This window comes from Micromonospora sp. NPDC020750, from assembly GCF_044334565.1.
In the GTDB taxonomy this organism is placed as follows: Bacteria; Actinomycetota; Actinomycetes; order Mycobacteriales; family Micromonosporaceae; genus Micromonospora.
Genome location: NZ_JBIRTH010000004.1, coordinates 486,757 through 510,576 on the forward strand (window position 1 = coordinate 486,757; position 23,820 = coordinate 510,576).

Sequence of the window (23,820 nt, forward strand, 5' to 3'; positions counted from 1 at the left end):
GCGGGCCTCGGACCTGCGAAGGCGGGGCCGGACGATGCTGTCCGGCCCCGCCTTCCGTACGGCATCAGGTCAGTTGACGCTGATGATGGTGCCGGCCCCGTTCGGGTACTCGATGTAGCCCGTGTGCCGCCCGGCGGGCACTGCCGACCACTTCGCGGTGACCGTCAGCGCAGTGCCCGGGGTGACCTTGGGGTTCTTGGGGGACACGGCCAGCTTGCCGACGCCACCCTGGCCGGTGACTAGGTTCGCCTGCACCTTGAAGGGCGTTTCCGTGGTTCCCGGCAGGTCCGCCAGGGTGATGATCGTCATCTGGTACAGGCCGGGTTCCGGCCTGGCAAAGGTGAGGCGCATGTCATTGCCCGACACGGTCCAGTCATGGAAGACCAGACTGCCGTTCACCACCCGGAAGATGATCATGGCGATCTCCGCCTGAGGGTTGTCCGCGCGTGCGGTGAACTCGACGGCCTTGGTGCCCTTGGCCACCGTGACCGGGAAGTCCTTGCCCCAGACGTCGGTGACGTTCACCGTGCCGGGCGTCAGCGGCCCCGACACCATCCCGTAGGTGGTGATCGGGAGCTTCTTGAGCGCCGGGGTCACCTCGAAGGACACCGAGCCGGCGGCGCCGGTGCCCCGGACCTCGGTCGGCGCGAGCACGCTCTGCGGGGTCACCACGATCGGGCTGCGAACGACGGTGCCGCCGCCATGCCAGGTCAGCGAACCGATGGTCGGCACGCCGGCGGGAGCCGTCTTGAGCTCCATGGTGACGGTGAACTGCTTGGTCTCCCCCGCCTTCTTGAAGCGGAGGGTGGACGGGCTCACCTTGACCTTCAACCCGGGCAGGTCGACCGCGGCGTGGTACACACCGGGGGTGACGGCGGTGACCTTACGGGTGACCGTCCGGGTGCCGAAGAGCTTGCCGACGCCGATGGACGGGTAGTTCAGGTCGCTGCCCTGGATCGGCTTGACCCCGGAACCGGTCCGGACGCCCAGCCCTTCCAGGTAGCCCAGCCAGTCCTGCTCCGCCGCGTCGTAGACCAGACCGGGGTTGAGCATCTTGGCCGGGTCGACGTGGCCCGCGCCCTGGGCGAAGACGTCGCTGGTCCGCTTCCCGGTGGCGGTCCTGGTGGGGAAGGTGGTGGTCATCATCGCGGACTTGACCCGCGCCGGCGACCAGTCCGGGTTCTTGGCGAGGTAGAGCGCGGCCAGGCCGGCGATGTGCGGCGCGGCCATCGAGGTGCCGGAGTAGAAGTCGAAGTTCTTCCCCTCGGCACCCGGCGGGGCCACCGCCGCGAGGATCGCGACGCCGGGAGCCGCGATGTCCGGCTTCAGCAGGTCCGGGTGGCGCTCCGAGGGACCGCGCGAGGAGAACGCCGCCACCTGGGGGTACGGCATGGTCGGGCCCGTCGGCAGCAGGGTGACCTGCGCGCCGGCGGTCGCCGCGTAGTCCAGCACGGTCTGCGTGTCGGGCGAGTTGATGTGCACGGTCGGCACGCTGTGCAGGTCACCGCTGAGGTCCTGGTCACTCGGGTTGGCCAGCACCATCCCGACGCCGCCGGCCCGGTTGACCTCGGCGGACTTGATCGGCCGTGCGACGACGCCCCGGAGGCAGACGACGACCTTGCCGGCGACCTTCGCCGGGTCGAGGCTGCCGGTCATGCAGTTGTCCGCCTCGGTGTCGTCGGCGGAGGCGGCCTTCGCCGCCCGGGAGGCGATCAAGGGCTTGGGTCCGAACGCCGCCGCGACGGTCGTGCTGGTGCCGTTGAAGCGGGCCCCGTTGCCCAGCTCCACGCTGGCCGGGTATGGAGCGACGGTGCTGGCGCCGACCGTCATCGCCCACGGTGGGGTGTTGTCCATCGTCGACGCGTCCGGACCGGAGTTGCCGGCGGACGCGGAGACGAAGATGCCCGCCGCCGCCGCGTTGAGGAAGGCGAGTTGGGTCGGGTCGTCGGGCCACGACTCGCTTCCGCTGCCCACCGAGTAGTTGATCACATCGACGCCGTCGGCCACCGCCTGGTCGATGGCGGCGACGATGTCCGACGTCTGCCCGCCGGTCGTGTCGTCGTCGATGCCCTGCCAGAGTGCCTTGTAGACCGCGATCGCCGCACCCGGCGCGACTCCGGAGATCTCCCCGAAGTTGACGCCCTGCTCGGTGACGGGGACAGCGGTGTTGCCGGCCGCCGTGCTCGCGGTGTGGGTGCCGTGTCCCTGCGCGTCCCGGGGGGAGACGTAGTCCTTCCGCTTCTCCGCGGGAACGCGCTTCAGCCAGCCGTCGCCGAAGTACCGGGCGCTGATGACCTTCTCGTTGCAGAGGGTCGCGGCGAACTGCTCGCCGGTCTGACAGGTGCCGGTGAACGTGCCACCGTCGGACTTGTGCATGACGGTGGCCGTGCCCTGACGGTACGGCCGGTACGGATCGGCCGCCGTGGGCGCGGTGGCGTCGAGGGCCGGCGCGGTGAACGACGCGCTCTCCGGCCAGACCCCGGTGTCGATCACACCGACGACGACGCCCTTGCCGGCGTTGGCCGTGCCGCCGAGCTTGGACCACACGCCCCTGCGGCCGGAGAGACCGAGGAAGTCGACGGAGTTGCGGTCGTCGGTGGTCTTGAGCAGCTTGTCCGGCACCACGGAGAGCACGCCGCCGGTGGCCAGCAGCCTCACTGCCTGCGCCCGGGTCAGTTCCGCGACGAAGCTGTTCGAGGCGACGGAGTTGCTCCTGAGCGCCTTGGCGCCCACGCTGCGCGCCACCCTGGTGTGCTTGTCCGTGAGGTGGCTGCGGTAGCGCTGGGCGTTGGGGGTGCCCACGTCCACCTTCTTGCCCTTGCCGGGCTTGGTGCCGGCGATGCCGGCGACCCCGCCTTCGTAGGTCGCCAGCGGCTTGTCGGCCAGGGTCACGATGTAGGTTTCGCTGCCCCCGGCACTCGAGGGCAGGACACTCGGCGATGCCGGTGGCTCCGGCTGGGCGGACGCCGGGACCGGGCTGATCGTGATCGCCAGGGCCACAGCAGCTACCGCCGCGCCATAGCGGGAGGTTTGTCGGATCCTACGGGCCATTGCTCCTCTTTGGGGGGCTTGGAGACGAAGAGAGCCTGTCCACGCCGGCAAGATCGCCAGGTGGGATGGTGAGTAGTGAACGTCTCAGGGCCAAAGAAGTCGAGATATCTTCATGACGTCTTCGGCCACGTGGCGAATCGCGCCACGCGTCGGTGACCTGGTCACGGGCAGGTGGGATGTGCGCAACGATCCGGTGCTGGGCGCACTGGGCATCAGCGAGTTCGACGAGCAGGTCTACCGTCTACTGCTGATCCAGCCCGACCAACCACTGTCGGAGAGCGCCGACGCCCTGGGCGTAACCACCGCCCGGGTACGCAGCGCCGTAACCCGGCTGGGCAGGCTCGGCCTGCTGAGACGGACAGCGCCCGGAAGATACGAGGCCATGGGGCCGCAGGCGGCACTGACGGCGCTCGTCGCCCGGCACCGGCTGGAGACGGAAGCGGCGCTGGACGGCGTGCAGACCGCCGTCGCGGACTTTGCCCAACTGTTCCAGAAAGCTCGGCTCCGCGATCCCGGGCGTTGGGTGGAGGTGCTGTCGGGCCGGGAGACGGTCAACCGTCGGGTGGACGAGCTCACCCGGTCCGTGCGAACCCACCTGTGGGTGCTCGACCGGCCGCCCTACATGAAGCACGTGGACGGCACCCCGGACACCAACGAGGCGGAGATCGCGGAGACCCAGGACCTGATTGCCAGAGGGGTGGACATCCGCACGGTCTACTGCCCGGAGTCCATGGGGCGTCCGGGCCGCTTCGAGTTGCTGGTCAGGCTCGCCGAGGCGGGTGAGCAGGCCCGGATCCTTCCCAGCCTGCCGTTCAAGCTACGGATCATGGACCTGCGGGTGGCGGTGGTCTCGCTCACCGGCGGGGCCTACGACAACATCGCGCTGATCCACCCCTCGGGGCTGCTCGACGCGCTGATCGAACTGTTCAAGGCGTACTGGGGTCGGGCCACACCGCTCGCCGGCACCCACCCGCCGGCCGACGACAAGCCGAGCGACGAGGATCTGCTGCTGCTTCAGATGCTCAAGGCCGGCCTCAAGGACGAGGGCATCGCCCGCCAGCTCGGGGTCAGCGCCCGCACCGCCACCCGCCGGATCGCGTCCGTCATCGACCGGCTGGGTGCCACCACCCGGTTCCAGGCCGGCGTCGAGGCGTCCGCACGCGGCTGGCTCTGATCGCCCGAACAACCCGCCGGGCGTCCGGCGGGCGTGCCGGTGGGCGCCGAGGGCAGCCGGATATCCATTGCGGTCGTCGTGGCCCTCGCCTACGGTCATCGGGCAAGGCCAACCCGAGCTGATCCAGGGAGCATGCCGTGTCGCAGCGCAAACGCACCACAACCTCGCGGCCCACGCCGCGCGGGGGTGCCCCGCTGCACACCGGCGGGCAGACCCTCGGCCGGTGTCAGCGCCGACAATCCGGGTGGTGGCGCGGATAGCGCCAGCGCGACATGCGTAGCCGCCCATCCCGAGTCCGGGACCGGGCGGCTTTTTCGTCCCCGGCCCCGCCCGTCGGACCGATATCGCCCACGCCCGTCCCGCCACCGGCGGGCCGGCCTCGCGGCTGTGGCGCAGCCCGGCAGCGCGTCACCCCGCCACGGTGAAGACCGCCGGTTCGAATCCGGCCAGCCGCTCCGCCAAGGACGAGAACGAACGAGGAGAGAACGATGGCATTCACCCCGCTTCCGGGCACCCGCGCGCCCGTCCGGGTCTGGACCGACCCGTACGCCATCGAGGAGCAGGCCGCCCGGCAGCTGCGCAACATCGGCGCGCTGCCCTGGGTCGAGGGCGTCGCAGTGATGCCCGACGTCCACTTCGGCAAGGGCGCCACCGTCGGCTCGGTGATCGCGATGCGGCAGGCGGTCTCCCCGGCCGCCGTCGGCGTGGACATCGGCTGCGGCATGTCGGCAGTGCGGACCTCGCTCACCGCCGCCGACCTGCCCGACGACCTCGCGCGGCTGCGCTCCGAGATCGAGGCGACCATCCCGGTCGGCTTCGCCAAGCGCGACAACGCGGTCGACCCGCGCCGGATACGCGGGCTGGAACAGCGCGGCTGGGCCGACTTCTGGGGGCGCTTCGGCACCCTCGACAAGCGGGTGGCCCAGCTCGAGACCCGGGCCCAGCAGCAGATGGGCACCCTCGGCGGTGGCAACCACTTCATCGAGGTCTGCCTGGAGCAGGGCGGCCCGGACGCCGGCCGGGTCTGGCTGATGCTGCACTCCGGGTCGCGCAACATCGGCAAGGAGCTGGCGGAGCGGCACATCGGTGTCGCGCGTCGGCTGCCGCACAACGCCGAGCTGCCCGACCGGGACCTGGCGGTGTTCCTCGCCGGCACGCCGGAGATGACGGCGTACCGGCGGGACCTGTGGTGGGCGCAGGAGTACGCCCGCCGCAACCGCGCGGTGATGCTGGCCCTGCTCTGCAACGTGGTCCGTGACCGGTTCCCGCAGGTCGGCTTCGACGAGCCCATCTCGTGCCACCACAACTACGTCGCCGAGGAGACGTACGGCGGGGTGGACGTGCTGGTCACCCGCAAGGGCGCGATCCGGGCCGGCGCCGGGGACCTCGGCATCATCCCCGGCTCGATGTGCACCGGGTCGTACGTCGTGCGCGGGAAGGGGAACCCGGACGCGTACTGCTCCGCCTCGCACGGGGCCGGGCGGCGGATGTCGCGCGGGCAGGCGAAGCGGACCTTCAGCACGGCCGACCTGGTGCGGCAGACCGCCGGGGTGGAGTGCCGCAAGGACGCGGGGGTGGTCGACGAGATCCCCGCCGCGTACAAGGACATCACGGAGGTGATGGCTCAGCAGGAGGACCTGGTGGAGGTGGTCGCCCACCTCAAGCAGGTGGTCTGCGTGAAGGGCTGAGGATCGGGTCAGCCTGATCGAAGGCTCAGTGGGGTACGTCGGATCACGTCCATGACCTGCGCCGCCACGGCGGAGGGACGGCGGTCGCGGAGGTCCAGGACGGTGCCGGGGAGGCTCACCCGGTGGGCCACGAGCAGCCGCATGATCGCCAGCAGGGGGTCGAACCGGCCGGTCAGGTCGAACCGCCGGCCGTCGGGGCCGATCACGACGGCGGGGCTGACCCCGGCGGCGAGGTTGGTGCGTTCCCAGTCGATCTCGTACGACCGGCGGTCCCCGCCGACCTGCACGACGAGCTGCTTCGTCCGGTGCAGCAGCGCGAGGTAGTTCATCGGCACCGTCAGCTTCTTCCCGACGTCGAACGGGGCACCGCCGTCGGGGAACAGCCGTAGGACACCTTCCAGTACCGGGCCCTCGTACTGGAAGGTGTCCGTGCCCCGCAGTTCCAGGAACCGGCCCCGGACGAGCTGCCCGCCCTGGCGCGCCCACCGGCGGTCGACGCCACCGAACGCACCCTCCGCACCGGGCAGGCGGTCGATCACCCACCTGGCCCTGCCGTGCGGCACCGGCTCGGGCATCGGTCGACCGGCTGCGGCCCGCTCGAATATGCTCCGCAGTCGCGTCGCCACGGCGGGGTCGACGCGTCGCAGGTCGATCGTGTCGCCGTCCAGGGCGACCCGGCCCGTGGCCCGCGCGGTTCTCATCTGCTCCAGGAGGAGATCCGGGTGCCCGGTCAGCTCGACGCGTCGGCCGTCGAGCCCGACCAGCCGGCAGGTCCGGGCGCCCGACAGCAGGGCGCTGCGCGGCCAGTCGATGCCGAACTCCGCGGGGACGCCCGGGTGGGTGACGGCGACGAGTCGCCCCGCGGTGACGGCCGCCAGGCACAGGGACGGCACACGCCACGTGGCCGTCGACTCGAACGGCTCGCCGCCCTCGGGGTGAACCCACAGCCTGAGCCGGATGCGCGCCTTGGGCTCGTCGGGGTCGAGGGCGCCGCCGTAGCTCTGGTACGTCGCCTCCCAGTCCTGGCCGTACGTCACGAACGTCGCCTCGCGCACCTCGGCCATGGCCAACCGACCATCCTGGATCGGGATCCGGGTGGTGGGGGTCCACATGGCGAAGCTGTCGTCGTCGCGCCGGTGCGCGTCGTGTACCTGGTCGCGGCCGGTGATCACCCGGAAGTGCGCACGGGTGAAGAGGAAGGCGCCGACCGGGATCGCGAGGGTGAACACCAGGCCGGTGAGGAAGAAGGCCAGCGGGACGCCTTCCTCGCCCGAGCCGACCTCGCTGACCCCGAGGGCGCCCACGACGAGGAAGACCGGCCCCGCCACCCCGCAGACGGTGAAGATCACGAGGTTGCGGACGAAGGTACGGGTGAAGCTCTGCACGGCCCCTCCTCCGTGGACTCCGATTCTTGATACCACCGCGCGGGGTCGGTGTCGCCGCGCGGCACGTACCGGAAGAGGAAAGTCCGGCCCCGGCGGGTCTCAGCCCATGTGTACGGTGCCGCCGGCCAGGATGTCCTTCCGGCCGACCTTGATCAGCAGCAGGGTGGCCAGGCCGGAGAGCAGGATCAGCCCGGCACCCCAGGCGAACGCGACCGTGTAGCCGTGTACCAGCGCCTTGACCTGGGTCGCGGGGTCGGGGACCCGGGTGGCCAGGTACCCGGCGACCGCGCTGGTGTACATGGTGTTCAGCAGGGCGGTGCCGAGCGACCCGCCGATCTGCTGGGTGGCGTTGAGCGTGGCGCTGGCCGCGCCCGCGTCGTGCTCGGGCACCCCGACCAGGGCGAGGCTGGACACCGGCACGAAGGTGAACCCGAGGCCCATGCCGAGGACGACCTGGGTGGGCAGCAGGTGGGCCACGAACGAGGTGTCCACGTCGATCTGGGTGAGCAGCAGCATGGCGGCGGCGGCCAGGACCGCGCCGGCCAGCATCAGCGGCTTCGCGCCGATGCGGGGGAGCAGGACGCTGGCCGCGGCGGCGGCGACCAGCACGCCGGCGGTGACGGGCAGGGAGGCGAGGCCCGCCTCCAGCGGGGTGTACTGGAGCACCACCTGGAAGTAGAAGGCGAGGAACAGGAACGCCCCGAACAGGCCGGCGCCGACGAGCGTGGAGACGATGTACGCGCCGCCCCGGTTGCGGTCGAGCAGGATGCGCATCGGCAGCAGTGGGTGGCTGGAACGCAGCTCGATCACCACGAACACGGCGAGCAGGATCACGCCGGCGGCGATGAAGGCGAGGGTGGCGGTGGCGTCCCAGCCGTCCTCGGCGGCCTTGGTGAACCCGTAGACGAGGGAGACCAGGCCGGCGGTGACCACGACGGCGCCGGGTACGTCGTACCGGGTGTCGCCGTGGGCGCGGCTCTCGGGCACCAGTGGGATGGCGGCGGCGAGGGCGATGATCGCGACCGGGATGTTGACCAGCAGGCACCAGCGCCAGTTGGCGTACTCGGTGAGCACGCCGCCGAGGAGGAGGCCCACGGCTGCGCCGCCGCCGGAGATGGCCCCGTAGACGGCGAACGCCTTGGCCCGCTCCTTCGTCTCGGTGAACAGCACGGTGAGCAGGGCCAGCGCGGCGGGGGCGAGCAGCGCGCCGAAGGCGCCCTGGAGGGCGCGGGCGGCGAAGAGCAACCCGCCGCTCCCGGCCAGGCCGCCGAGGGCCGAGGCGAGGGCGAAGCCGACCATGCCGACGAGGAAGGTCCGCTTGCGGCCCCAGTAGTCGGCGATCCGGCCGCCGAGCAGCAGCAGGCCGCCGAAGGCGAGGGTGTAGGCGGTGACGACCCACTGCCGGTCGGCGTCGGAGATGTTGAGGTCGACCTGGGCGTTGGGCAGGGCGATGTTCACGATGGTCGCGTCGAGGACCACCATCAGCTGGGCGAACGCGATGATCGCCAGCGCGACCCAGCGCCGCGGGTGCGCGGAGGCGGCCGTCGCCCCGGGCGAGGCGGGCGCGCTGGACGTGGATCCGGGCATGGTGGAGCCCTCCGTGAAGGGGTGTCGGCGCGCGGGCGGGCCCCCGCGTCAGTCGGCGCGGTACCGCAGAACGGGAATCAGCACCTGGTCGACGAGCTGGGTGAGGAACGTGTCGTCGGCGGGGAGCCCGTGGGCGAGGATCCGGGACATCACCATGGCGGGTGCGAGGTCGTGGAAGAGATCGCGCTCGCCGGCCTCGGGCGGGATCTCGCCGCGAGCGGCGGCGCGGACGACGACGGCGACGCTGAGGACGCGACCGGCGGGCATCACCTGCTGTCGGATGATCGTTTCCAGCTCCGGGGTGGTGCGCATGGCCAGGGTCAGCGCCTGGATGAGGTCGCTGTCCGCGGTGCAGATGGCCGCGGTGGCGCGGAGCAGCTCCAGCAGGTCGCCGCGCAGCGAGCCGGTGTCGGCGGGGACGCGCCGGTCGACGTGGCGCTCGAGCAGGGCCGCGGCGACCAGTTCGGCCTTGCCCGGCCAGTGCCGGTAGACGGTGGCCTTGCTGACCCGGGCCCGGGCGGCCACCGTGTCGATGGTCAGCCGGTCGTAGCCCACCTCGCGCAGCAGGTCGAGCACGGTGGCGAGCAGCTCCGGGAAGCGTTGCGTCCGCGCCGACGCCGGGGCGGCCCGCGCCGCCGGAACGGCCGTTGCCGGGCTGGCCGGTGCCGTTGCCGGGGCGGTCCGTGCCGGTGGGACGGCCGGAGTCGTCGTGCTCCGCTGATCGCTCGTCACTGGTCCCTCCTGCGAAACGATGTCGTACCCGATCGTAGTAAAGACTCGGCGTTCGCAAGTCGAGACGCGATCCTTATCGCATGACGTGGCGAAACGATGTCGTTCCGCGCCGGTATCCGGCACCGGCCGGCACGGCGTGGGACGGGTCACGCGGGCCGGGACCGGACACGGCGGGGCCCGGGAAGAAGCGGCGGCGGGCGCGGGTCAGGCGCGTCGGGCGCGGGCGCCCTTGAGTCGGCGGCCGAACTCGCGGGCGATCTCCCGTTTCGCGTCCCGCTCGGCGATCGCCTGCCGCTTGTCGTACGACCTACGGCCCTTGGCCAGGGCAAGCTCGACCTTCGCCCAGCCGTCGGAGAAGTACAGCGACAACGGCACGAGGGTGAGCCCGCCCTCGCGCGTCCGGTCGAGGATCCGGTCGATCTCGACGCGGCGCAGCAGCAGCTTGCGGGTGCGGCGGGGCTGGTGGTTGGTCCAGGTGCCGAAGCCGTACTCGGCGATGTGCAGGCCGTGCAGCAGCAGTTCGCCGTCGTGCTCCTGGGCGAAGGCGTCGACCAGCGAGACCCGGCCGGCCCGCAGCGACTTCACCTCGGTGCCGGCGAGCACCAACCCCGCCTCGTACGTCTTGAGGACGTCGTAGTCGTGCCGGGCCTTCTTGTTCGACGCGACGAGGGTGCGTCCGGTCTCCCTGGGCACGGCCGGCCTCCCGATGGTGGTTCCGCGTCAACGCGAGAGGCTAGCAGCCGCGCAGCCGGTCGTCGCGTGGAAAACGTGTGGATCGGCGCGGCGACCGCGGCCACAATCCCGGGATGGATCACCGAGCCAAGGTCAAGTTGAGCAAGCGGATGTCCCGGGCGTTGCGACACGAGCCGCACCGCCTGGGCCTCACCCCGGACCGGGCCGGGTGGGTCCTGGTCGACGACCTGCTGGCCGCCCTGCGGGTGGGGCGGGACGTGCTCGACACGGTGGTCGCCGAGAGCGACAAGCAGCGCTTCGCGGTGGAGCGCGGCCCCGACGGGGTCGAACGTATCCGGGCCAACCAGGGCCACTCCATCCCGGTCGAGCTGGGGTTGCCACCGGCGGCCCCGCCCGACCGGCTGTACCACGGCACCGGTGCCGCCGCCCTCGACCCGATCCGGGCCACCGGGCTGCACCGGGGCGGCCGTCACCACGTCCACCTGTCGGAGGACGTCGAGACCGCCCGCCGGGTCGGCGCGCGGCGGGGCGGGGCCGTGGTGGTGTTCACCGTGGACGCGGCGGCGATGGCCCGCGACGGGCACGTCTTCCACCGAAGCGCCAACGGGGTGTGGCTGACCGACGCCGTCCCCGCCCGATACCTCACCCCGGGACGGTAGGGGCACCCCGCAATCCCGACAGCGCCATTGAAAGTCGCCCGGCCGGCAGGCAGGATCGGCGGTCCGGAGGCATCGACAGTGGTGGGGACCTTCAGTGGTGGATGGGGCCGACGGGGGGCGTCCGGCGCGTGACCTGCGGCTCGTCGTGGCCGCGCACGCGGCGTCGACGTACGGCAGCTACCTGAACCTGGTGGCGCTGGGCCTGTTCACGCTGGAGGTCACCGGCTCCGCCGTGCAGACCGGCCTGTTCATGGCCGTCCGCATGACCGCCGGCTTCCTCATGGGACCGGTGAGCGGGCTGCTCGCCGGCCGGTGCCGGCGTACCCGCCTGATGATCGGCGCCGACGTGCTGTCGGCCGTGACCCTGGCGCTGCTGGTCGCGGCCCCCGCCGGGGCGCGGCCCGGGATGCTCTACGCGCTCGCCGTGGTGCTCGGCTGCGGGCAGACCCTGTGGGGGGTCGCGCTGCGCAGCGAGCTGCCCGAGCTGGCCGGCCCCGACCGGCGGGCCCGCGCCAACGCCCGGCTCGTCGCGGCCCGGTCGGTGGCGATGCTGCTCGGGTTCGCCTCGGCGGGAATCCTGGTCGCCCAGCTCGGCTACCAGGTGGCGTTCCTGCTCGACGCCGGCACGTACGTGCTGTCCGCCGGGCTGCTGGCCCGGGTGCGGGCCCGCCGGCCGACCGCCGCCGCCGGGATCGTGCCGCCCGCCGGGCCGCGCGCCCTGGCCGGCTTCGGGATGCTGCGGGCGGTCGCGCCGGTGGTGGTGGCGATGATCGGCGTACGCGCCGCCGACGCGTTCGGGTCCGCGTCGCACAACGTGGGCATCCCGGTGCAGGCCAACCTGGTCCGCCCCGACTCGCCCGCCGGGTACGCCGCAGTCTTCCTGACCTGCTGGGCGGTGGGCAGCCTCGTCGCCGGCCGGTGGTGCGCCCGGCTGGCCGCCCGCACCGGCGGGGTGGGCTCCCCGCGCTCCTTCGGCGTCGCGACCTGCCTGATGTCGGTCTTCTTCGTGCTCGCCTTCACCGATCCTCCCCTGTGGCTGCTGGTCCCGCTGACCGTGGCGGCGGGTGCCGCCGACGGCTACGCCGAGATCAGCTACACCACGCGGCTCCAGGCGGTCGACGAGACCAGGCGAGCCCGGCTGTTCGGGTTTGCCAGCGCGGCGCAGAACGCCGGCTTCGGCCTCGGCATGGTCGGCTGCGCCGCCGCGCTGGGCCGGGCGGCCCCGCTCGTGGTCGTCGCCGTGGCACATGGGGCGGCCTTCGCCGTGGCGCTGACGTTCCTCCTCGTCCAGACGTTCCGAACGGCCGGCCGGAAACCGCCCGTCGACCCCGCGATCCAAGAGGTGACGCCGTGACCGCCGTACCGCCCGCCCGTCGCCCCGCCGTCAGCCACGGCGGCGACCTGCCCGTCGACCCGGAGCACCCCCGGACGCTGGGCGACGCGCTGCGGCGGGCGGCGCGGGAGTTCCCCGACGCCGGCATCCGGGTGGTGGACGAGGACGGCCGCAGCGTGTTCCTCGACCATTCGACACTGCTCGACCGGGCCCGTGTCGTGCGGGCGGGCCTGCGGGCGCGGGGGGTCGCCGCCGGCTCGTCGGCGATCCTGCGGATCACCTCCGGCGCGCAGTACTGGCCGGCGTTCTGGGGCTGCGTGCTCGGCGGCGTCGTGCCGCTGACCGTCGGCGCCCCGGCCGGCTACGGCGCGGACAGCCCCGCCCTCGCGGCGCTGCTGCACGCCTGGCGGGCCCTCGACGCCCCGGTCGTCCTCGCCGGTGTCGAGGACGTGGCGGGGCTGGCCGGTCTGCCGCCGGCCGGCCGGGTGCTCGCCGTGGCGGAGCTGGCGGCGGGGGACACCATCGGGGAACTGCCCGACGTCGCCCCCGACCCTGCCGGGGTGGCCGTCCTGCAACTGTCGTCGGGCAGCACCGGCAGCCCGAAGATCATTCCGTTGACCCACCGGGGCCTGTCCGAGTACGCCGTCGGCGCCCGCGAGATGCTCGACGTCCGCCCGGGCGACGTGCTGCTCAACTGGCTCCCGCTGGACCACGTCGCCGGCCTGCTCCTGTACCACCTCGGCGGGGTGTTCCTCGGCGCCACGTCCGTGCACGTCGCCACACCGCTGGTGCTGGCGGACCCGCCGCGCTGGCTGGACCTCATGCGCCGGTACGGGGTGACGCACGGCTGGGCGCCGAACTTCGGCCTGCGGCTGGTCGTCGACGCGGTGGCGCGCGTACCGGGCCGACGGTGGGACCTCGGCGGGGTGCGGCGCATGGTCAGCGGCGGCGAGCAGTGCCTGCCGGAGACGTTCGAGGCGTTCGTCGCCGCGACCGGGGTGCCGGCGGCGGCCATGACCCCCGCCTGGGGGATGTCCGAGACCTGCACCGGGATCACCTTCGCGTCGTTCACCGCGCCCGGCTGCCGGCAGCGGGTCCGCACGGCCAGCCTCGACGGCGACCTGGAGTGGGTCGACGACGACGCGGCGGCCGACTGCACAGAGTTCCTGTCCGTCGGCCGGCCCGCGCCCGGGGTCACGCTGCGCATCGTCGACGCCGACGGTGTGGTGCTCCCCGAGGGCCGGGTCGGCCGGCTGCAGGTCCGCTCGGCCCGGGTCACCCCCGGCTACCTCGGCGACCCCGAGGCCAACCGCGCGGCCTTCCCCGACGGCGACTGGCTGGAGAGCGGGGACCTGGCCTACCTGCGCGACGGCGCGGTCACCGTCACCGGGCGCGCCAAGGACCTGCTGATCCTCAACGGGCAGAACATCCCCTGCCACGAGATCGAGCGGGTGGCCGCCGGGGTCGCCGGGGTACGCGCCGGGCTCGTCGCCGCCGTCGGCGTACCCGACGCCCGTACCGGCACCGAGTCGCTGGTGCTGTTCCACGTCCCCGATCCCGACGCGGCCGAGCCGGCGCAGCGGGTGGCCGAGGTGCTCAGCGCGGTGGTGGCCCGCCGGTGGCAGGTCGTCCCGGCGCGGGTGCTGGCCGTGCCCGAGGAGGAGTTCCCGCGTACCTCCGGGGGGAAGCTCCAGCGGGTGGAGCTGCGGCGACGGTTCCTGGCCGGCGGCTTCCCGCCTAGGGGCCCCGGCCCCGGTCCCGTCGTCGGCCCCGACCCTGTCGTCGGCCCCGTCGTCGGCCCGGCTGGCGCTGGCGCGCAGCCGGCGGGTGCGGGCGCGGGCCCGGCGACGGGGCCGTCACCGGCCGGGCCCGGGCGGGCAGCGGCGCGGACCGTGGTGCGTGCCGCGCTCGCTGACGTCCTCGGCCGGCCGGTCGACGCGGACCGGCCGTTCTACGAGCTGGGCGTCGGCTCCGTCGAGATCGTCCGGTTCCGGGCCCGGCTGGAGCAGGCCCTGGGCCGCCCGGTCCCGCAGCCGGCGCTGTTCGCCCACCCCACCGTCGACGCCCTCAGCGCGCACCTCGCCGCCGGCCCGAGCGCCGGCCCGAGCGCCGGCCCCGCGCCGACGCAGGCTCCCCCGGCGGACCGGCGGGTCGCGATCGTCGGCATGGCCGCCCGGTTCCCGGGCGCGGGCACCGTCGACGAGTACTGGGAGCGGCTGCTCGCCGGGGTGGAGAGCGTCCACTTCTTCACCCCGCAGGAGCTCACCGCAGCTGGGGTGCCCGAGGAGGCCATGCGCGCCCCCGGCTTCGTGGCGGCCAGCGGCGTCCTGGACGACGTCACCGGCTTCGACGCCGGCTTCTTCGGCGTCAGCCCCCGCGAGGCCGAGCTGCTGGACCCGCAGCACCGGCTGTTCCTGGAGACCTGCCACCACGCCCTCGAGGACGCCGGCTGCCCCGGCGAGACCGACGGACGGCGGATCGGCGTGTACGCGGGCGGTGGGATGAACCTGTACCCGCACCACACCTACCTGCGCCACCAACTCCCGCAGGCGGTCGGCTCGGCCGACCCGGCCACCACGATCGGCGCGGCGTTGGGAAACCAGCCCGACTTCCTGGCCACCCGGGTCGCGTACCGGCTCGGGCTGACCGGTCCGGCGGTGACCGTGCAGACCGCCTGCTCCACCTCGCTGGTCGCGGTGCACCTGGCGGCCCGCGCCCTGCTCGCCGGCGACGCCGACATCGCCCTGGCGGGCGCGGTGGCGGTGCACGTCCCGCAGGTCACCGGGTACCGGCACACCCCCGGGTCGATCCTGTCCGCCACCGGGCGGTGCCGGCCCTTCGACGCCGACGCCGACGGCACTGTCGGCGGCAACGGGGTGGCGGCCGTCGTGCTCAAGCCGCTCGACCGGGCACTCGCCGACGGCGACCGCATCCACGCGGTGCTCCTCGGCTCGGCGGTCAACAACGACGGGGCCGCAAAGGTCGGCTACACCGCGCCCGGGGTGTCCGGGCAGGTGGACGTCGTCCGGCGGGCCCTGCGCGACGCGGGGGTGTCGGCCGCCTCCGTCGGGTACGTCGAGGCGCACGGCACCGGCACCGCCCTCGGTGACCCGATCGAGCACCACGCCCTCGCCGAGGCGTACGCGCCCGCGCGGGCGTTCCTCGGCTCGGTGAAGGCCAACATCGGGCACCTGGACAGCTGCGCCGGGATGGCCGGCCTGATCAAGGCCGTGCTCACCGTCCGCTCCGGCCGCGTCCCGCCGCAGATCAACTTCGCCCGGCCGAGCCCCGCGCTGGGCCTGGCCGACGGGCCGTTCACCGTCACCACCGTCACCGCCGCCTGGCCGGCGACCGGGTCGCCCCGGCGGGCCGCGGTCAGCGCCCTCGGCGTCGGCGGCACCAACGCCCACGTGATCGTCGAGGAGCCGCCGATCCCGCCGCCCCCGCGGCCCGGGCCCGGCGACCGGCCCGCCCCGGTTCCCGGCCTGCTCCCGCTCTCCGCCGCCGACCCGGGCGCGCTGGCCGCGCTCGCCCTGGCCCACCGGGACCGGCTCCGCGCCGACCCCGCCCTGCCGCCGGCGGACCTGGTGCTGACCGCCGGCACCGGTCGCCGTCACCTGCGCCACCGACTCGTCGCCCTCGGCGACTCGACCACCGCGCTGGCCGATGCCCTGGACCGGTACGCCGCCGGCCTCCCGGCCGAGGTGGTCGCCGGCGACACCGGAGGGGACGCCACCGGACCGGTCGCCCTCGCGTTCCCCGGTCAGGGGGACGTCCGCGAGGCGCTGCTCCCGCTGGCGGCGCGGTTCCCGGTGGTCCGCGCGGTGCTCGACGAGGCCGCCGACGCGTACCGGGAGGCGGTCGGTGGCGACCTGGTCGGCCGGCTGCGCGAGGATCGCCCGCCCGCAGGCCGGCCCACCGACGCGGCCCAGCCGGCACTGGTCGTCGTCGGGGTGGCGCTCGCCGAGCTGTGGCGGTCGTGGGGCCTGCCCGTGGACCACGTCCTCGGACACAGCGTCGGCGAGTACGCCGCCCTGGTCGCCGCAGGCGCGCTGTCCCTCGCCGACGCTGTCCGGCTCGCCGCCTGCCGGGGCCGCCTCATGGCCGACGGCCTGCCGCCCGGCGCGATGCTGGCGGTGCTGGCCGACCGGCCCGTCGTGGCCGACCTGATCGCCGGCTCGTCGCTGGAGCTGGCGGCGGTCAACGGGCCGGCCCAGCACGTCCTCGCCGGCCCGCCGGCCGAGGTCGACGCCGCCGCGGCCCGGGCCGACCGGCTCGGGGTGGTGACCCGGCGGCTCCCGGTCGACCGGGCGTTCCACTCGGCGGCCGTGGCGCCGGTGCTGGACCGTCTCCGGGAGCTGGCCGGCGAGGTCGCGTTCCGGCCCACCCGGCTGCCGGTCGTGAGCGCCCTCGACGGCCGGGTCCACCCGCCCGGCTGGCGGCCCGACGCGGACCACCTGTGCCGGCACGCGCGCGAGCCGGTGCGCTGGCACGACGCCGTGTCCGCCCTGGCCGCCGAGGGCTGCCGGACGGTGGTCGAGGCCGGCGCGGACGGCGTGCTGACCGGCATCGCCGCAGCGGCCGGGCCGGTGCCGCGCTGGGTCCCGTCCCAGCGCCGCGGCCTCGCCCCGGCCGCCGGACTGTGGCGGGCCGCGGCCGAGTTGCACGTCGCGGGGACGCCGTTGGACTGGGCGGGGCTCGTGGGCGGCTACGGCGGCCGGCGGGTCACGCTGCCCGCGTACCCGTTCCAGCGTCGCCGGTTCTGGGTCGACCCGCCCGCCGCCGACCCGCCCGCCGCCGGCGTGCCTGCGTCGGTCGGGGCCGCGTCCGTGGGGTCCGTCGCCGCGCCGGTTCCGGCGGCGGGGGCGGAGTCGGCGGTGCTGGAGCGGGTGCGGGCGCTGACCGCCGAGCGGCTCGGCCTGGCCGCCGCCGAGGTCGACCCGGACCAGAGCTTCTTCGCCCTGGGCGCCGACTCGCTCCTGCTGATCACCATGTCCCGGGAGATCGACCGCTCCTTCGCCGTCCGGGTGCCGGTGCGGGACCTGTTCACCGCCGTCGACACCCCCCGCCGCCTGGCCGCCGCGATCATCGCCGCCGCTGGGGCGGCGACGGACCCGGCGGCGACCGCGCCTCCCGGGCCGGACCGGGCGGTGACCGCGCCTACTGGGCCGGACCGGGCGGCGACCGCGCCTCCCGGGACGGACCGGGCGGCGCCCGGGTCCCCCGCGTCCGGGCCGGAGGTGGCCGGGCCTGAGGTGGCCGGTTCCGCTCCGGCCGGCCTCGCCGCCGGCGAGGGCCGGCCGGGATCCGGCGAGCTGGCCGGCATCATCCATCGGCAGCTGGACCTGATGCAGCAGCAGCTCGCCCTGCTCGGTGCTGCTTCCGGGCTCGGCGACGACCCGCAGGTAGGGACGACCCCGGCCGTGTCGTCGGCCGTGTCTCCCGCCGCTGTGCCCCTCGTCGCCGTGCCGGTTGCCGCTGCGCCGGTTGCCGCCGCGCCGGTGGTCACTTCGACGGACACCGTCGCGCAGCCGGTGACCCCGCCGGACACCGCCGACTTCAGCCTCTACTTCTTCGGCGACTACCCCGACCAGGACCGGGACGACAAGTACGGGGTCGTCCTCGACGCGGCGGAGTTCGCCGACGTGCACGGCTTCCACGCCGTCTGGATGCCGGAGCGGCACTTCCACTCCTTCGGCGGTCTCTTTCCCAACCCGTCGGTGCTCGCCGCCGCCCTCGCGGTGCGTACCCGGCGGGTGCGGCTCAACGCCGGCTCGGTCGTGCTGCCCCTGCACCATCCCGTCCGGGTCGCGGAGGAGTGGTCCATGGTGGACAACCTCTCCGGCGGCCGGATCGGGCTCGGCTGCGCGCCCGGCTGGCACGCCAACGACTTCGTCTTCCAGCCCGACCACTTCGGGCGGCACAAGCAGGTGATGTACGAGCACCTGGACACCGTCCGGCGGCTGTGGCGCGGGGAGGCGGTGCCGGCCCGGTCGGGCAGCGGCGAGCGGATCGAGGTGCGCCTGTTCCCCCGGCCGGTCCAGGCGGAGCCGCCGGTTTTCACCGCGATCGTCGGCAACCCGGACAGCTACCGGGAGGCCGCCCGCCGCGACGTCGGCGTGGTGACCAACCTGATGACGCAGGACGTGGCGCGTCTCGCCGAGAACGTCGCCCTGTACCGGCGTACCCGGGCCGAGCACGGGCTCGACCCGGCCGGCGGACGCGTGGTGGTGCTGCTGCACGCCTACCTGGGCGAGGACGCCGAGCGGGCCCGGGCCGAGGCCTTCGAGCCGTTCTGCGCGTACCTGCGCTCCTCGTTCAGCCTGCTCGGGCAGGTGGTCAACAGCCTCGGCATGAACGTCGACCTGGCCGACACCCCGGACGACGACGTCCGGTTCGTGCTGTCCCGGGCGTACGAGCGGTACTGCGCCGAGCGGGCGCTCATCGGGTCACCGCAAAGCTGCCGGGCGGTGGTCGAGGCGGTGCTCGACGCCGGCGTCGACGAGATCGCCTGCTTCGTCGACTTCGGACTCCCGGGGGACGCGGTCCGCGCAGGTCTGCCGGCGCTCGACGCGCTGCGCCGGGCCACCCCACGCCGGATCGCCGCCCCCACCGAGCGACCGGTGGGCAACGACGCACCGGCACCGGACCCCGGCAGCCCGGTGCCCCCACCGTCCGACGGGGTCGACGGAACGGACAGGATCGACGGAACCGACGGAACCGATGGAACCGATGGAACCGACGGGGTCGACAGGGCCGACAGGGCCGACGGGGTCGTTCGGACTGCACCGCTGTCGTCCGCGCAGCGCCGGCTCTGGCTGGTGGAGCGGCTGCACCCGGGCACCCCCGCGTACCACGAGGGGGTGGCCGTGCGGCTGCGCGGCCCGCTCGACCACGCCGCGCTGCGCGGCGCGTTGCAGGACGTGGTCGACCGGCACGCCCCGCTGCGCACCAGCTACGCGGAGGTCGACGGGGAGCCCCGGCAGGTCGTACGCGCGTGGGTGCCGGTGCGGTGCCCGGTGCGCGACCACGCCGGCGAGGCCGAGGACGCGACGGTCCGGGCCGCGCTGGCCGCCGGGAGCCGGCGGGTGTCCGACCTGGCCCGCGGGCCGGTGTTCGCCTTCACGCTGCTGCGTTTCTCCGCCATCCACCACGTGCTGGTGCTGACGTTCCACCATTTGGCCACCGACGGCGGGTCGTACGCCGTGCTGACCCGGGAGGTCTCGGCCTGCTACCGGGCCCGAACCGCCGGCGTCGCCCCCGACCTGCCGCCGCTGCCGGTCAGCTACCCGGAGCTGGCGGCGGCCGGTGCCGGCGAGCCCGACGACAAGGACCTGGCCTACTGGCGGGACCGGCTCGACCCGCCCCCGCCCACCCTCGTCATCCCGTCCGACCTGACCCGCCCGGCGCTGCCGTCGGCGGCGGGGGAGAGCGTCTTCCGGGAGTTGCCCGCCGAGCTGGCGGAGCGGGTACGGCGGTTCGGCCGGGACGAGCGGGTCACCCCGTTCACCGTCCTGCTGAGCGCGTTCGGGGTGCTGCTGTTCCGGTTCACCGGCCAGGCCGACCTGGTCATCGGCACCGGCACGGGCGGCCGGGACGAGCGGACCGCCGACCTGATCGGGTTCTTCGTCCGGACCCTCCCGCTGCGGCTGGACCTCACCGGCGACCCGACGTTCCGGGAGTTGCTCGCCCGGGTCCGGGTGACCGCCGCCGACGGGTACGAACACGACCGGGTCCCGTTCGATGCCCTGGTCCGCGCGGTGGCCCCGAACCGCGAGGCCGGTCGGCACCCCCTCTTCGACGTGGTCGTGGAGTACGAGAGCGGCCCCGAGGCGTTCGCCTTCGACCTGCCGGGCGTCACCGCCGAGCCCCTGCCGGTGGGTCTGGACAAGGCACCGGTCGACCTGATGGTCTACCTGTCGCACGGCGGGACGCTGCGCTGCCACGTCGAGTACCGCACGGAGGTGCTCGACCGGGCCACCGTGGACCGCCTGCTCGACCACCTCCACCGCCTGCTGGATGTGCTGACCCGCGAGCCGGGCCTGCCGCTGTCCCGGTTGGCCGACCGGCTCGACGACCCGGTCGCCCGCCCGGTCGGGCCGCGACCCGAACCCGCCGCCGACCGGCTGCACGACCTGTTCGTCCGGCAGGCCGCCCGGACCCCCGACGCGATCGCCGTGGTCTCCGGTGAGCGCCGGTGGACGTACCGGGAACTGCGCGACCGGGCCCGGGACCTGGCCCGGCGGATCGCGGCGCACGGCGTCGGGCCGGACGACCTCGTGGCCGTGCTCCTGCCGCGCCGGCCGGAGCTGGTCGCGGCGCAGCTCGCCGTGCTGATGGCCGGCGCGGCCTTCCTGCCGCTGGACCCGGGCCTGCCGGCGGCCCGGCTGCGCGACCTGCTCGCCGACAGCGGCGCCCGCCTGCTGCTGACCGCCGCCGACGTCCCCGACCCCACCCGGGCACCCGCCGGGGTGGTACGAGTGCTGGTGGACGGGCCCGCCGAGCCGGACCTGGCCGACCCGGTCGACGCGGCCCGCCCCGGGCATCTCGCCTGGTGCGTGTACACCTCCGGCTCGACCGGCCGGCCCAGGGCGGTGGGCGTGCCGCACCGGGCCGCCGTGGACATCGTCGACTGGCACGCGCGCGCCCTGGCCCTCACCGGCGCGGACACCGTGGCGCACGCCCTCGGCCTCGGGTTCGACGCGAACCTCGCCGAGATCCACCCGGCGCTCGCCGCTGGTGCGACCGTGCACCTCGTGCCGTCGCGGGCCCGCGCGGACCCGGCGCGGCTGGTCGCGCAGTGGCGTCGCGCCGGGGTCACCGTCGCCTTCCTGCCGGCGCCCCTCGCCGAGCTGGTTCTCGCGCTCCCGACGCCGCCCGCCCCGACGGTCCGGGCCCTGGTGGTCGGCGGGAGCCAGTTGCGCCGCCGGCCGCCCGCCGGGTACCCGGCGGCGGTGCTCAACGCGTACGGCCCGACCGAGGCCGCCGTCGTCACCACCGCCGGCCCGGTGCCGGCCGCCGGCCCCGGCCCGATCGACATCGGCCGGCCCGTGGACCACCGCAGGCTGTACGTGCTGGATCGGCGCGGCGCGCCGGTGCCGCCGGGCGCGGCCGGCGAGCTGTACGTCGGCGGCACCGGGCTCGCCCGGGGCTATCTGGGCCAGCCCGGGGCGACCGCAGCGGCGTTCCTGCCCGACCCGTTCGCCGCGACGCCCGGGGACCGGATGTACCGGACCGGGGACCTGGTCCGGCTCCGCGGCGATGGCACGGTCGAGTTCCTCGGCCGGGTCGACGACCAGGTGAAGATCGCCGGGCACCGGGTCGAGCCGGGCGAGGCCGCCGCCGCGCTCGCGCTCCTGCCGGGGGTACGGCAGGCCACCGTCGTCGCCCGGCACGACCGGGCCGAGCCGTACCTGGTCGGGTACGTGGTCGGCGACGACGACGGCGAGCCGCCCGTCGCCCGGACCGCCCGGCTGACCGCCGAGCTGGGGGAGCGGCTGCCGGCCCACCTCGTCCCTCGGGCGTGGGTGGTGCTGGACGCCCTGCCCACCGGCGACACCGGCAAGGTCGACGTCTCCCGGCTCCCGGCGCCGGGCCAGCCGCCCGGCGGGGAGGAGCCGCGCCCGGGCCGGGAACGGCTCGTCCACGACGCCTGGTGCGCGGAGCTGGGCGTGGCCCAGGTCCCACTGGACGTCTCCTTCTTCGCCGCGGGGGGCGACTCCCTGGGCGCGGTCCGCCTGGCCAACCGGCTGCGCGAGGCGCTCGGCGTCGAGGTCGGGGTGGACCGGGTGCTGCGCAGCCCGGGCGTCCGCGCGATGGCCGCCGAGCCACCGCCTGCCCCTGCCGGTCCCGGCGGCTCGACCGGCACGGCCGCCCCGGCCCCGCACCCCGGCCCGGCGGAGTGCGACGTCGCGGTGCGGGACCGGGCGCCGGCGACGTACCAGCAGGAGCTGATGTGGCACCGGCAGCGCCTGGCCCCCGACCCGGCGGCCGTGCACATGGCGGTACGCGTCGACCTCGCCGGCCCGCTCGACGTGCCCGCCCTGGCGGCGGCGGTCGATGCCCTGGTCGCCCGGCACGATGCCCTACGTACCCGCGTCGTGGCGCGCGACGGCGCGGTGGTGCAGGAGGTGCTGGCCCACCGGCCGGTTCCGGTGCCGGTCGCCGACCTCGCCGCCGACCCCGCCGGGGCGCGGGCGTGGTGCGTGGCGGCTGGCCGGGAGCCGTTCCCGGCCGAGGGGCCGTGGCTGCGGGCCCGCCTCGCCCGGCTGGCCGGCGACCGTTGGGTCCTCCTGATGGTCGTGCACCACCTGTGCGGGGACGGTTGGTCCATGCTCCAACTTCTCGACGAGCTGGGGCGGGGCTACTCGGGTGCGCCGCCCGACCGCGCGCCGGCGCTGCGCTACGTCGACCACGCGCGCCGGCAGCGGGCGACCCGGGTCCCGCCGGCGGTGCTGCGCCACTGGCGGGACCGGCTCGCCGACGTACCCCGGGCCGTCCCGCTGCCCACCGACCGGCCCCGGCCGGCCACGCCGTCGGGTCGCGGGGCGGAGTACGCCTTCGACGTGCCGGCCGAGCTGACCGGCCGGCTGAACCGGCTCGCCGCCGACGCGGGCCTGACGTTGTTCCCGCTGCTCGCCGCCGCGTACGCGCGGTTGGTCGGCGAGCTGACCGGGGCCCGGGACGTCCTGCTGTCCTGCCCGTACGCCCACCGGAACCGGCGGGAGCTGGAGCCGGTGATCGGCCTGTTCGCCAGCACCCTGCCGCTGCGGGTGCGGCTGCGCGACGGGGAGCCCCTCGTCGACCTGGCGGCCCGGACCGACGCGGTGTTCCTCGACGCGGTGCGGCAGCAGCCCGCGCCGCTGCCGGTCCTCCACGCCGTCGTCGACCCGGACTGGCGGATGGGGGATCCGCCGCCGCTGGCCGGTGCGGTCTTCGCCTGGAATCCGGGGATGCCGCCGCTGCGCCTGGCCGGGCTGGTGACGGACGTCACCGACCAGGGGCTGGACTGCGCGCGCCGGGACTGGGCGGTGATGGTCACCCCCGCCGGCGGGGGTCTGCGGGGTGTCGTCGAGTACGCGACGGACCTGTTCGACGAGGCGACTGTCGCCGGCCGGTGCCGCCGGTACGTCGACATCCTGACCCGCGCGGTCGCGGACGCCCGGGGTGGCGACGGCCCACCCCGGTGAGCTGCTGCAACGTCGAAGACCTTGATCACAATTGTTTTCCCTATTCGGCCCGGTCGTCGGACAGTTGTCAGTGCGCGGATCAGGTTCATAGCAGTCCGTGGATTGACCGGCTACGCGCAGAGATGCAGAATGAGTCCGGCCGGCAGATGTTCGGGGAACTGTCGAGTGCCGGCGATTGGGGCCCGTAAGGGTGCTGGGGGAGTGAGAAGAAGGTATTATGAGGCCAGCGGAACAGACATATGCCTGCAAAAAGTGTCCGATCGCGTCCAGTTGGGCCGCTTCGTAGCTGACGTACTTTCATCGGGCGGTTCGCGGTTAGCGACTATTTC

10 protein-coding genes and 1 tRNA gene are annotated in these 23,820 nt (G+C 74.6%); 6 read left to right on the forward strand and 5 right to left on the reverse strand.

Annotated elements, in window-relative coordinates:
- Positions 1-69: 69 nt before the first annotated feature.
- On the reverse strand, positions 70-2,892 hold the full coding sequence (locus ACH4T9_RS16050) for a S8 family serine peptidase (RefSeq protein ID WP_396672652.1): 2,823 nt from the start codon (positions 2,890-2,892) through the stop codon (positions 70-72).
- Positions 2,893-3,229: 337 nt separating this feature from the next.
- Here ACH4T9_RS16050 and ACH4T9_RS16055 point away from each other — a divergent pair, with 337 nt between their 5' ends.
- The 3 genes from ACH4T9_RS16055 to ACH4T9_RS16065 all read left to right on the forward strand — a co-directional run bounded on the left by ACH4T9_RS16055 (position 3,230) and on the right by ACH4T9_RS16065 (position 5,913).
- Complete coding sequence (locus ACH4T9_RS16055) at positions 3,230-4,225, forward strand: hypothetical protein (RefSeq protein WP_396672651.1); 996 nt, start codon at positions 3,230-3,232, stop codon at positions 4,223-4,225.
- Positions 4,226-4,606: 381 nt separating this feature from the next.
- Positions 4,607-4,680 (forward strand) — tRNA-Gly (locus ACH4T9_RS16060).
- Positions 4,681-4,713: 33 nt separating this feature from the next.
- A complete protein-coding gene (locus ACH4T9_RS16065; RefSeq protein WP_396672650.1) occupies positions 4,714-5,913 on the forward strand; it encodes an RtcB family protein in 1,200 nt (399 codons plus the stop codon).
- 8 nt (positions 5,914-5,921) lie between these two features.
- Here ACH4T9_RS16065 and ACH4T9_RS16070 read toward each other — a convergent pair whose 3' ends face one another.
- The 4 genes from ACH4T9_RS16070 to smpB all read right to left on the reverse strand — a co-directional run bounded on the left by ACH4T9_RS16070 (position 5,922) and on the right by smpB (position 10,310).
- Positions 5,922-7,298, reverse strand: a complete 1,377-nt coding sequence (locus ACH4T9_RS16070; RefSeq protein WP_396672649.1) for a hypothetical protein — start codon at positions 7,296-7,298, stop codon at positions 5,922-5,924.
- Between the two features lie 99 nt (positions 7,299-7,397).
- Positions 7,398-8,885, reverse strand: coding sequence for a DHA2 family efflux MFS transporter permease subunit (locus ACH4T9_RS16075; RefSeq protein ID WP_396672648.1), 1,488 nt, complete (start codon positions 8,883-8,885; stop codon positions 7,398-7,400).
- Positions 8,886-8,933: 48 nt separating this feature from the next.
- Complete coding sequence (locus tag ACH4T9_RS16080; RefSeq protein WP_396672647.1) at positions 8,934-9,617, reverse strand: TetR/AcrR family transcriptional regulator; 684 nt, start codon at positions 9,615-9,617, stop codon at positions 8,934-8,936.
- Positions 9,618-9,821: 204 nt separating this feature from the next.
- Positions 9,822-10,310, reverse strand: coding sequence for an SsrA-binding protein SmpB (gene smpB / locus ACH4T9_RS16085; RefSeq protein WP_396672646.1), 489 nt, complete (start codon positions 10,308-10,310; stop codon positions 9,822-9,824).
- Positions 10,311-10,423: 113 nt separating this feature from the next.
- Here smpB and ACH4T9_RS16090 point away from each other — a divergent pair, with 113 nt between their 5' ends.
- From ACH4T9_RS16090 to ACH4T9_RS16100, 3 genes are all read left to right on the forward strand, one after another.
- On the forward strand, positions 10,424-10,969 hold the full coding sequence (locus ACH4T9_RS16090; RefSeq protein WP_396672645.1) for an RNA 2'-phosphotransferase: 546 nt from the start codon (positions 10,424-10,426) through the stop codon (positions 10,967-10,969).
- 94 nt (positions 10,970-11,063) lie between these two features.
- The gene (locus tag ACH4T9_RS16095; RefSeq protein ID WP_396672644.1) at positions 11,064-12,323 is read left to right on the forward strand and encodes an MFS transporter; all 1,260 of its coding nucleotides are present in this window, start codon (positions 11,064-11,066) and stop codon (positions 12,321-12,323) included.
- A complete protein-coding gene (locus tag ACH4T9_RS16100; protein ID WP_396672643.1) occupies positions 12,320-23,491 on the forward strand; it encodes a MupA/Atu3671 family FMN-dependent luciferase-like monooxygenase in 11,172 nt (3,723 codons plus the stop codon). The genes ACH4T9_RS16095 and ACH4T9_RS16100 overlap by 4 nt, the downstream gene beginning before the upstream one ends.
- Positions 23,492-23,820: the final 329 nt, after the last annotated feature.

Bases quoted from the DNA above. Each gene is read 5' to 3' on its own strand.
- ACH4T9_RS16065 (WP_396672650.1), top strand. From the start codon at position 4,714: ATGGCATTCACCCCGCTTCCGGGCACCCGCGCGCCCGTCCGGGTCTGG.
- ACH4T9_RS16075 (WP_396672648.1), bottom strand. From the start codon at position 8,885: ATGCCCGGATCCACGTCCAGCGCGCCCGCCTCGCCCGGGGCGACGGCC.
- ACH4T9_RS16090 (WP_396672645.1), top strand. From the start codon at position 10,424: ATGGATCACCGAGCCAAGGTCAAGTTGAGCAAGCGGATGTCCCGGGCG.